Origin of the sequence: Providencia rettgeri (genome assembly GCF_013702265.1) — a bacterium.
GTDB classification, from domain to species: domain Bacteria; phylum Pseudomonadota; class Gammaproteobacteria; order Enterobacterales; family Enterobacteriaceae; genus Providencia; species Providencia zhijiangensis.
The window spans coordinates 3,081,206-3,091,983 of the sequence record NZ_CP059348.1; the positions used below are offsets into that span (position 1 = coordinate 3,081,206).

Annotated in this window: 7 protein-coding genes; 6 read left to right on the forward strand and 1 reads right to left on the reverse strand. The window is 43.9% G+C overall.

What is annotated here, in order from left to right; all coding sequences use genetic code 11:
* Positions 1-26: 26 nt before the first annotated feature.
* The gene (gene mtnN, locus H0913_RS14180) at positions 27-719 is read right to left on the reverse strand and encodes a 5'-methylthioadenosine/S-adenosylhomocysteine nucleosidase (RefSeq protein ID WP_154602418.1); all 693 of its coding nucleotides are present in this window, start codon (positions 717-719) and stop codon (positions 27-29) included.
* A gap of 131 nt (positions 720-850) precedes the next feature.
* Here mtnN and dgt point away from each other — a divergent pair, with 131 nt between their 5' ends.
* The 6 genes from dgt to eno all read left to right on the forward strand — a co-directional run bounded on the left by dgt (position 851) and on the right by eno (position 10,573).
* On the forward strand, positions 851-2,383 hold the full coding sequence (gene dgt / locus H0913_RS14185; RefSeq protein WP_181477468.1) for a dGTPase: 1,533 nt from the start codon (positions 851-853) through the stop codon (positions 2,381-2,383).
* A 204-nt stretch (positions 2,384-2,587) separates the two neighbouring features.
* Complete coding sequence (gene rlmD, locus H0913_RS14190; RefSeq protein WP_181477469.1) at positions 2,588-3,919, forward strand: 23S rRNA (uracil(1939)-C(5))-methyltransferase RlmD; 1,332 nt, start codon at positions 2,588-2,590, stop codon at positions 3,917-3,919.
* A 16-nt stretch (positions 3,920-3,935) separates the two neighbouring features.
* Entirely contained in the window at positions 3,936-6,167 is a 2,232-nt protein-coding gene (gene relA, locus H0913_RS14195) for a GTP diphosphokinase (protein WP_154602421.1), read from the forward strand.
* A gap of 242 nt (positions 6,168-6,409) precedes the next feature.
* Complete coding sequence (gene mazG / locus H0913_RS14200) at positions 6,410-7,204, forward strand: nucleoside triphosphate pyrophosphohydrolase (RefSeq protein ID WP_154602422.1); 795 nt, start codon at positions 6,410-6,412, stop codon at positions 7,202-7,204.
* A 365-nt stretch (positions 7,205-7,569) separates the two neighbouring features.
* Positions 7,570-9,207: a glutamine hydrolyzing CTP synthase gene (pyrG, locus tag H0913_RS14205; protein ID WP_154602423.1), complete on the forward strand. Its 1,638-nt coding sequence runs from the start codon at positions 7,570-7,572 to the stop codon at positions 9,205-9,207.
* 64 nt (positions 9,208-9,271) lie between these two features.
* Entirely contained in the window at positions 9,272-10,573 is a 1,302-nt protein-coding gene (gene eno / locus H0913_RS14210; protein ID WP_006659306.1) for a phosphopyruvate hydratase, read from the forward strand.
* Positions 10,574-10,778: the final 205 nt, after the last annotated feature.

Genomic DNA, 10,778 nt, shown 5'->3' on the forward strand with positions numbered 1-10,778 from the left:
TTATGCCTTAGAAAGTGAGAAATAAATTACGCTAATGCTGTGACAATCGCAGCAACCATTAGGGATGATTGACGTGCAGCGACAGGTAAGAATTCATCAAAGCTGGTGTGAGACTCTTTATCCGCCACATCTGAAATTGCACGAACCACCACAAAAGGCACGTTAAACTGGTAGCAAACATGACCGATAGCAGCAGCTTCCATTTCAACGGCAGCAACGCTTGGGAAGGTGGCTTTGATGCGTGCTAAAGGCTCGGCACCATTGATGAATGCATCACCACTGCAAATCAAACCACGCACTGCGTTCATATCTAGCGCTTTGACACATTTTTCGGTTGTTTCGATTAATTTTGCATCTGCAATAAATGCAGGTGGGCACTGCGCCATTTGACCGGGTTCATAGCCAAATGCGGTGACATCCGCATCGTGATAACGTACTTCTGTAGAGACAACAATATCCCCAACATTTAAACGAGGATCTAAACCACCCGCTGACCCCGTATTGATCACCACATCTGGTTTACAGTGTTCTAACAGTAAAGTAGTACCGATTGCCGCTGCGACTTTACCGATCCCTGATTTTAATAAGGCAACATCAACGCCGTTCATTTTTCCAGTGTAAATTTCACAGCCAGCAAGGCTCAATGTTTGGCAACCTTCAATTTTTTCGCGCAGGGTCGCAACTTCTTGCTCCATCGCACCTATGATACCGATTTTCATTATGTCATACTCACTGTTGATTAATTAGACACTTATGTCGTAGATGGCTAAAGTGTAACATCGAAAGGTGGGTTTTCCTCTGCCTTTTCTTTGAGGATTTAGGAATAAAACGGTAAGGCGCAGAGGCTAGCATGGCGGAAAAAGAGATTAATTTTGTTAATAAGCTGAGTTTTCAACGTAACTATATGAGCAGCGGGAAAAATCAAAGAGTCTCACCCGATGATGAAGATGCCGTAAACCGTCTATTTGAAAGTGACCGTGGGCGAATTATTAATTCGGCAGCCATTCGTCGCTTACAACAGAAAACCCAAGTTTTTCCCCTTGAACAAAATTCCGCCGTACGCAGCCGTTTAACCCATTCTCTTGAAGTTCAACAAGTTGGGCGCTACATCAGCAAAACGGTGTTGGGTGAATTGAAAAAGAAAAAATTGCTTGATGAATATGGGTTAACCGACCGTTGTGATGCTTTTGAGAGCCTCGTAGAAATGGCGTGCTTGATGCATGACATTGGCAACCCGCCGTTTGGGCATTTCGGTGAAGCCGCGATTCAACGCTGGTTTAGTAAATTATTAGCACCAGACTATTTGTTCACGCCTGAGTCTGAAGACCCATGTAAAATTAAAGCGTTGCAATTGACGGGTAATGAAAAACAGGACTTATTTCGCCGCCAGTTGAAGCGGGATTTATGTTCATTTGAGGGGAATGCGCAAGGGCTGCGTATGGCTCATCGCCTATTGAAGCTGAATTTAACCTACGCCCAGATTGGCTCTATCTTAAAATATACTCGCGGCGCCTATGATCTTGAACCTATTCCTCCAGAGTTTGATTATTTAATGAAAAAGCCAGGCTATTACTGGTCTGAAGCGGATTTTGTCAGCGAGCTCAGTAAAAAACTGGAGATGGACAAACATTGCCGTTTTCCGCTCTCCTATATCATGGAAGCGGCGGATGATATTTCTTATTGTATTGCGGATTTAGACGATGCAGCAGAAAAGGGCATTTATACCGTTGAGCAGCTAATTGAGTACCTAAAAGCAGAGTGGGGCGAGGTAAAATCTGGGGATCTCTTCGATCAAACTATTTTGCGGGCATTCAATAATATCAGCGATAACCACACGAGGCGCATTCAGCAAGATCAGTTTTTCATGTATTTACGCGTCAATATTACGGGAAAGCTTGCACATTACAGTGCTCAACGCTTTATTCAAAACCTACCTGAAATTTATCACGGTAGCTTTAACAGCGCGTTACTTGAAGATAAAAGCCAAGAGCATCGCCTATTAAAAGCTTTAAAAACAGTGGCGTTTAAGCATGTGTTTAATCACCATGAAGTGGAAGAACTAGAGCTACAAGGCTACCGAATTATCAGCGGATTATTAGATGTTTACAGCCCACTGTTGATGATGGATAAAGAGGATTTTGCAGCATTAGTGGCGCAGAATTATCATAAACACTTTTTTATCGAAACTCGCCTATTTCATAAGTTATCGAATAAACATCGACTCTCGTATAACGAAGCCTTAGAAAAAATTTCAGTCACCAGCGATGCGGATAAATCGATGTTAGAGTTTTATTATCGAGCCAGACTGATTCAAGACTACATTAGCGGAATGACTGACCATTATGCTTATGAAGAGTATCGAAAATTTATGGTGACAAATTAATGCTGATAAAAAAGTCAGTATATAGCGTGACAAAAAAACTAAGTGGTCACTAATTTTGGTAAAAAAATGCTATGATAGCCCGCTAATTTGTCTACCCAATTATCAGGCAGTCGCAGTGATAAAGTAAGCCGTTATACAGTAAATATGGGCTTACCAACCTGTGGCTTGAAATAGAAATTATTTAACCCCGTTTAGTGACTACTTATGGCCCAATTTTACTCGCCAAATCGCCGCACCACCCAACGCCGTCAAATCACGGTTCATGTCGACAGTCTAGATGCCGCAGGGCAAGGCGTAGCTCGCCATGATGGCAAAGCCATATTTATCACTGGTTTATTACCAGGGGAAGAGGCGCAAGTCGAACTGACTGAAGATAAACGCCATTTCGCGAAAGCCAAAGTCATTAAACGCCTCAGTACTAGCCCGCAACGTGTGAAACCCCGCTGCCGTTATTTTAATCAATGTGGTGGCTGCCAACAGCAGCATGTAGAGATTGCGCTTCAACGCGAAAGCAAAGCGCAGGCTTTACAACATTTAATGGGGCGCGAGACTGGCTCTGTATTGCCACCTATTTCGGTGATTGGTGGTGAAGAATATGGCTATCGCCGCCGTGCGCGTTTGGGGCTGCAATATCAAAATAAATCCAATCACTTAATGATGGGGTTTCGCCAAACGCAAACCAATACGCTGGTGGACATTAAACGTTGTTCTGTATTACACGCAGAACTCGATGCGCTGCTAGCGCCACTGTCCAGTTGTTTAAATCAGCTATCGATTGCTAGTAAATTAGGGCATGTAGAGCTAATTCACGGGGATAACGGTAATCTTATCCTGTTACGCCATTTAGCCCCTGTTGACGCATCTGATAGAAAATGCTTGCTAGAATTTGCCAAATCTCATGAGCTTAGTATTTGGTTAGCGGGGAATGAAGGGCAATTATTGCCGCTTGAGATTGACTCCGCGTTACCTGAATATCAGGTGGCGGGTGAAACCTTGCAATTTAGCCCTGCCAATTTTATTCAAGTGAATGGCGAAATTAATCAGCACATGGTGGCGCAAGCCTTAGCATGGTTAGATCTAAGCCCAGAAGATAGGGTATTGGATCTTTTCTGTGGGATGGGTAACTTTACGCTGCCAATTGCCCGTTTAGCAAAAATGGCGGTTGGTGTTGAAGGTGTTGAAAATTTAGTCACTCAAGCGAGAAATAACGCCCAGAGCAACTCAATTGAGAATGCGGCGTTCTATAATGAGAACTTGGAAGAACAGATCCACACTCAGCCGTGGGCGCAAGAAGGTTTTAATAAAGTGCTGCTAGATCCTGCTCGAGCAGGTGCCGCTGGTGTAATGGAACATTTAATTAAACTGATGCCAGAAAAAATTGTCTATGTTTCTTGTAATCCAACAACGTTAGCAAGAGACAGTAAAGTTCTGCTTGAAGGCGGGTATCAGTTATCTCAATTGCGGATGTTGGATATGTTTCCGCAAACTAGTCATCTGGAATCTATGGCGCTATTTGTTCGTAGCCCAGAGGTGTAACAGGTAGGGAGAATATATGGTTGCAGTAAGAAGTGCGCATTTAACCCCAGCAGGTGAATTTGCCCCCGAAAAGTGGGTTAATGATTTGGGTTTGAATAACAAACAATCAGAAGAAAAACTCATCCATACCTGGCAGTATTGTCACGATAAATTATCGGGGCAGGATATTGCGCCTCTGCTACTGTGGCGCGGCATTGAAATGACCGAAATTCTATCCACGCTCAGCATGGATATCGGTAGCTTACAAGCTGCGTTACTGTTCCCTCTGGTTGAAGAGGGAAAACTCGACGAACAATCCGTTATTGATGATTTCGGTCAATCCATTCATGCGCTGGTAAAAGGCGTGATTGAGATGGACGCCATCCGCGAACTTAAAGCCACACAATCTAACGAAACCAGTTCCGTACAGGTGGATAACATCCGCCGTATGTTGCTGTCGATGGTGGAAGATTTCCGCTGCGTGGTCATTAAACTCGCCGAGCGTATCGCCCATTTACGGGAAGTCAAAGATGCCAGCGAAGATGAACGCGTCTTAGCAGCGAAAGAGTGTTCCAATATTTATGCGCCGTTAGCAAACCGCTTAGGGATTGGACAATTAAAATGGGAATTAGAAGATTTCTGTTTCCGTTATCTGCACCCGGATGAATACAAAAAAATTGCTAAATTGCTGCATGAGCGCCGTATTGACCGTGAAGAGTACATCGACAATTTCGTCAGCACATTGCGCAAATATATGCTCAAAGAGCAAATCCAAGCGGAAGTGTATGGCCGACCAAAACACATTTACAGTATTTGGCGCAAAATGCAGAAGAAATCCTTAGCATTCGGCGAATTATACGATGTGCGTGCGGTGCGTATCGTGGTTGAACGCCTGCAAGATTGTTATGCGGCGCTGGGGATTGTGCATACCCATTTCCGTCATTTACCCGATGAGTTCGACGACTATGTGGCGAACCCAAAACCCAATGGTTATCAATCGATTCATACCGTGGTTTTAGGGCCAAATGGCAAAACCTTAGAAATTCAAATTCGTACCCGCCAAATGCATGAAGATGCTGAGCTGGGCGTTGCTGCGCACTGGAAATACAAAGAAGGCGCAAGTGGTGTTGGTAAAGGCAGCAGCTACGAAAACCGTATTGCATGGCTGCGTAAACTGATTTCATGGCAAGAAGAGATGGCAGATTCTGGCGAAATGCTGGATGAAGTCCGTAGCCAAGTGTTTGATGACCGTGTGTATGTGTTTACACCAAAAGGCGATGTGGTGGATTTACCAACAGGTTCTACACCACTCGATTTTGCTTATCATATTCACAGTGATGTCGGACACCGCTGTATTGGTGCGAAAATTGGTGGGCGCATCGTGCCATTTAGCTACCAATTACAGATGGGTGACCAGATTGAAATCATCACCCAGAAACACCCAAACCCGAGTCGTGACTGGCTTAATCCTAACCTCGGTTACGTGACGACCAGCCGCGGACGGGCGAAAATTCAAAACTGGTTCCGTAAACAAGACCGCGATAAAAACATTCTGGCGGGGCGTCAAATTCTCGACAGCGAATTATCCCATCTGGATATCAGTTTACGAGACGCAGAAAAACAGTTGATTGCTCGCTATAACGTGCACTCACTAGATGAAGTGTTAGCGGGTATTGGCGGTGGTGATATTCGTATCAACCAATTGGTTAACTTCCTACAAGCTAAGTTTAATAAAGCGACCGCAGAGGAAGAAGATCGCGCGGCGATGAAATCACTGGAGAATAAATCTGGTGTCCCAAGAGCACCATCCCATGGCAGTGGGCGCGTGGTGGTCGAAGGGGTCGGTAACCTGATGCACCATATTGCGCGTTGCTGCCAGCCAATTCCGGGAGATGAAATCGTCGGCTTTATTACCAAAGGTCGCGGAATTTCGATTCACAGTGCGGATTGTGAACAGCTTGCCGAGCTGCAAAGCCACGCGCCAGAGCGTGTGATTGATGCCGTTTGGGGTGAAAACTACTCGAGCGGTTACTCGCTGGTGGTCAGAGTGATAGCTAATGATCGCAGTGGATTATTGCGTGATATCACGACGATCTTGGCGAACGAAAAAGTCAACGTGTTAGGGGTAAGCAGCCGCAGCGATGTGAAGCAGCAGCTCGCCACCATCGACATGACCATCGAGTTATATAATATTGAGGTGCTGGGACGAGTTCTCACGAAGTTAAATCAATTACCGGATGTGATCGAAGCCAAAAGGCATTCTTCCTAATTTTCTTCATATTTTGGCGCGCAGCGTTGTTGGCTGCGCGCGCTCGCCCTAGTCACATACTTGTGTATGCTCCTAGGGTCTTGCTTACTTGCCGCCTAGCTGCACATCCAAACTATTTTGAAAATACCCTCTCCGTCGTTTACTGAACGAAAACTTAAAAGATTTAGCGTATTTAATTTAATTTGGTTAAGGTATCAACCTCATTAAATCACTATGTAATTATTTTTTGATAAGGGTTAAATATGCAGCAGGGCAATAAACAAATTGAACGGTTACTCACTATTATGGCGCGTTTGCGTGACCCGCAAAATGGCTGCCCGTGGGATACGCAACAAACGTTTAAAACCATTGCCCCTTATACCCTTGAAGAAACCTACGAAGTCCTAGACGCCATTGAACGAGAAGATTTTACTGACTTAAAAGGCGAGTTGGGGGATCTCCTCTTTCAAGTGGTGTTCTACGCGCAAATGGCACAAGAGCAAAATCTCTTTGATTTTGATGATATTTGCCAAGCTGTCAGTGACAAACTTGAACGTCGCCATCCTCATATTTTCGACGAAAACAACCAGCTCAGCAGCCAAGAAGCTATTGCGGGCTGGGAACAACGCAAAGCCAAAGAGCGTGCAGAGAAAGACCAATACTCAGTGTTGGATGATATCCCGAATGCACTTCCTGCCTTAATGAAAGCCTATAAAATTCAAAAACGTTGTGCCTCAGTCGGTTTTGATTGGGATACGCTGGGCCCTGTAGCTGGCAAAGTCACCGAAGAGTTAGCGGAAGTGATGGAAGAAGCCACTCAAGCAGTCGTGGATGAACAGCATCTTGAAGAAGAAATTGGCGATTTATTATTTGCGACCGTCAATCTATCTCGCCATTTAGGACACAAACCTGAGCTTGCCTTACAAAAAGCGTGCAGTAAGTTTGAGCGCCGTTTTCGTGAAATCGAAAGACGATTAGCAAAAACTGGCAAATCGACAGAAACTGCTACACTTGATGAGATGGAAGCATTGTGGGCGTCTATCAAATTAGATGAATGATTCAATCTAGACAGCTAAATTTTTGCAAAGAATGCTCGTCGATAATGATAGTCACGGATTGAAATAGTTATTCAAAATCAAACAATCGGTAAAATGATGTTTTTTCAGTGATAGATTAAGCTGAAAGGATTTAGCATTTACACAAAAATGTGTTAATCTTGCAAAACAGTTGAATAGCACCCTAGAAAGTGACTATTTATCAAACGATAAATATTTTTATTTTTAACTTGCTGATTTATTTAAGGTATTAATGAAAACTAGCCTTATTGCGCTTAGAACATTTGTAGGAGATTTAAGGTTCGGGTATACTGTTTTCCCGTCCTGTTATATCCATCATCTTTTAAACCTAAACGTTCAGGTTCAGCATGAAAACTAATTATATTTTTGTGACCGGCGGGGTCGTATCCTCTCTGGGTAAAGGCATTGCCGCAGCCTCCTTGGCGGCTATACTCGAAGCCCGTGGACTCAATGTGACCATTATGAAACTGGATCCCTACATTAACGTAGATCCAGGCACAATGAGCCCAACCCAACACGGGGAAGTTTTCGTTACAGAAGACGGCGCTGAAACTGACTTGGATTTAGGTCATTATGAGCGTTTTATTCGTACCAAAATGACACGTCGCAACAACTTTACGACTGGACGTGTTTATTCTGAAGTCCTGCGCAAAGAGCGTCGTGGCGACTACTTAGGCGCGACCATCCAAGTTATTCCTCATATCACTAATGAAATCAAAGATCGCATCATCCGTGGTGGTGAAGGTCATGATGTTGTATTAGTCGAAATCGGCGGTACAGTCGGTGATATCGAGTCTCTGCCATTCCTAGAAGCTATTCGTCAAATGGCTGCGGAAGTGGGCCGTGAGCGCACACTGTATATGCACTTAACGTTAGTGCCATACTTAGCGGCTGCGGGCGAAGTGAAAACAAAACCAACACAGCACTCTGTGAAAGAGTTACTGTCAATTGGTATTCAGCCTGATGTGCTGATCTGCCGTTCAGATCGCGTTATTCCTGCGAATGAGCGTGCGAAGATTGCCCTGTTCTGTAATGTTCCAGAAAAAGCGGTTATCTCTCTGAAAGACGCAGATTCAATCTATAAAATCCCTGGCATGCTGAAAGCGCAAGGTTTAGATGAATACATCTGTAACCGTTTCCGCCTTGAATGCAAAGAAGCTGATTTATCTGAGTGGGAACAAGTTATTTACGAAGAAGCCAATCCAGCAGGTGAAGTTACCATTGGTATGGTGGGTAAATATGTTGAATTACCAGATGCATACAAATCAGTTATCGAAGCACTGAAACATGCAGGTCTGAAAAATCGCTTAACCGTGAATATTAAGCTGATTGATTCTCAAGATATCGAAACCCGTGGCGTTGAGCTACTTAAAGGTCTGGACGCGATTTTAGTCCCAGGCGGTTTCGGTTCTCGTGGTATTGAAGGCAAAATTCTGACGGCACAATATGCTCGTGAGAACAAAATTCCTTATTTAGGTATTTGTCTGGGAATGCAAGTGGCGCTGATTGAGTTTGCACGTAATGTTGCGAACATGAAAGATGCGAACTCCACTGAATTTGATGCAGATTGCAAATTCCCAGTTGTTGCGCTGATTACTGAATGGCGCGATGAAGATGGCAACGTTGAAGTGCGTTCTGAAGAGAGCGACCTTGGCGGTACGATGCGTGTTGGTGGTCAGCAATGTCATTTAACTGATGGCAGCTTAGTGCGCGGTATGTACGGCGCAGAAACGATTGTTGAGCGTCACCGTCACCGTTACGAAGTGAACAATCTGCTGTTGAAACGTATCGAAGATGCGGGTCTGAACATTGCAGGTCGTTCTGTGGATAATAAACTGGTTGAAATCATTGAAAATCCAAACCACCCATGGTTTGTGGCTTGCCAGTTCCACCCAGAATTCACTTCGACCCCAAGAGATGGTCATCCGTTGTTTGCAGGTTTTGTTAAAGCCGCTGGTAAGTACCAGAAAGGTGAGTTGAAATAAGATACGGGGAAGTCGGCAATTTTCGCCAACTTCCCGAAATTTAACTTGTACTGAGGAAAACCTAATGTCCAAAATTGTTAAAGTGATCGGTCGTGAAATCATTGATTCTCGTGGTAACCCAACTGTTGAAGCTGAAGTACATTTAGAAGGTGGTTTTGTTGGTTTAGCTGCGGCTCCATCAGGCGCATCTACAGGTTCTCGTGAAGCACTGGAACTGCGTGATGGTGATAAATCACGTTTCCTGGGTAAAGGTGTTCTGAAAGCTGTTGCCGCTGTTAACGGTCCAATCGCTCAAGCAGTTATCGGTAAAGATGCTAAAGATCAAGCAAATATCGATAAAATCATGATTGACTTAGATGGTACTGAAAACAAATCTAAATTCGGTGCAAACGCAATTCTGGCAGTTTCTTTAGCAAATGCAAAAGCAGCTGCTGCGGCAAAAGGTATGCCTCTGTATGAGCATATTTCTGATCTGAATGGTACTCACGGTCAATACTCTATGCCTCTGCCAATGATGAACATCATCAATGGTGGTGAGCACGCAGATAACAACGTTGATATCCAAGAATTCATGATCCAACCAGTTGGCGCACCGACACTGAAAGAAGCGGTACGTATGGGTTCTGAAATTTTCCATCACTTAGCAAAAGTACTGAAATCTAAAGGTATGAACACGGCTGTTGGTGATGAAGGTGGTTATGCACCTAACTTAGAATCTAACGCTGCTGCACTGGCTGCTATCAAAGAAGCGGTTGAGCAAGCGGGCTACGTTCTGGGTAAAGATGTGACTCTGGCGATGGACTGTGCAGCTTCTGAGTTCTACAACAAAGAAACTGGTAACTACGAGCTGAAAGGCGAAGGTAAAACCTTCACTTCACAAGAGTTCACTCACTACTTAGAAGAACTGACTAAACAATACCCAATCGTTTCTATCGAAGATGGTTTAAACGAATCTGACTGGGATGGTTTCGCATACCAAACTAAAGTTCTTGGTGACAAAATCCAATTAGTTGGTGACGATTTATTCGTAACTAACACTAAGATCTTAAAAGAAGGTATCGAGAAAGGTATCGCTAACTCAATCCTGATCAAATTCAACCAAATCGGTTCTCTGACTGAAACATTAGCTGCGATTAAAATGGCGAAAGATGCTGGCTACACTGCCGTTATCTCTCACCGTTCAGGTGAAACTGAAGATGCAACTATCGCTGATTTAGCGGTTGGTACTGCAGCAGGTCAAATTAAGACTGGTTCTATGAGCCGTTCTGACCGTGTTGCTAAATACAACCAACTGATCCGTATTGAAGAAGCTCTGGGTAACAGCGCACCATTCAACGGTCTGAAAGAAGTTAAAGGCCAAGCGTAATTTATATTCGCTGAAATTAACTCCTAGAATGGGTCGAGAAATCGACCCATTTTTTTTGCCTGAAATAAATGTGCTAGATAAATAGTTTTGAAAGTATTTAAGCCTTATAGATAATACGGAATAACTCCATCTCGTCCTTTTTAATTTTTATGCTACTAATAGAGCCGCAATCAAATAGTGATTGTTTGGATAATTAACATGAATA

Coding starts and splice junctions, on each gene's coding strand:
- mtnN (WP_154602418.1), bottom strand. CDS start 719: ATGAAAATCGGTATCATAGGTGCGATGGAGCAAGAAGTTGCGACCCTG.
- pyrG (WP_154602423.1), top strand. CDS start 7,570: ATGAAAACTAATTATATTTTTGTGACCGGCGGGGTCGTATCCTCTCTG.
- dgt (WP_181477468.1), top strand. CDS start 851: ATGGCGGAAAAAGAGATTAATTTTGTTAATAAGCTGAGTTTTCAACGT.
- rlmD (WP_181477469.1), top strand. CDS start 2,588: ATGGCCCAATTTTACTCGCCAAATCGCCGCACCACCCAACGCCGTCAA.
- mazG (WP_154602422.1), top strand. CDS start 6,410: ATGCAGCAGGGCAATAAACAAATTGAACGGTTACTCACTATTATGGCG.
- relA (WP_154602421.1), top strand. CDS start 3,936: ATGGTTGCAGTAAGAAGTGCGCATTTAACCCCAGCAGGTGAATTTGCC.
- eno (WP_006659306.1), top strand. CDS start 9,272: ATGTCCAAAATTGTTAAAGTGATCGGTCGTGAAATCATTGATTCTCGT.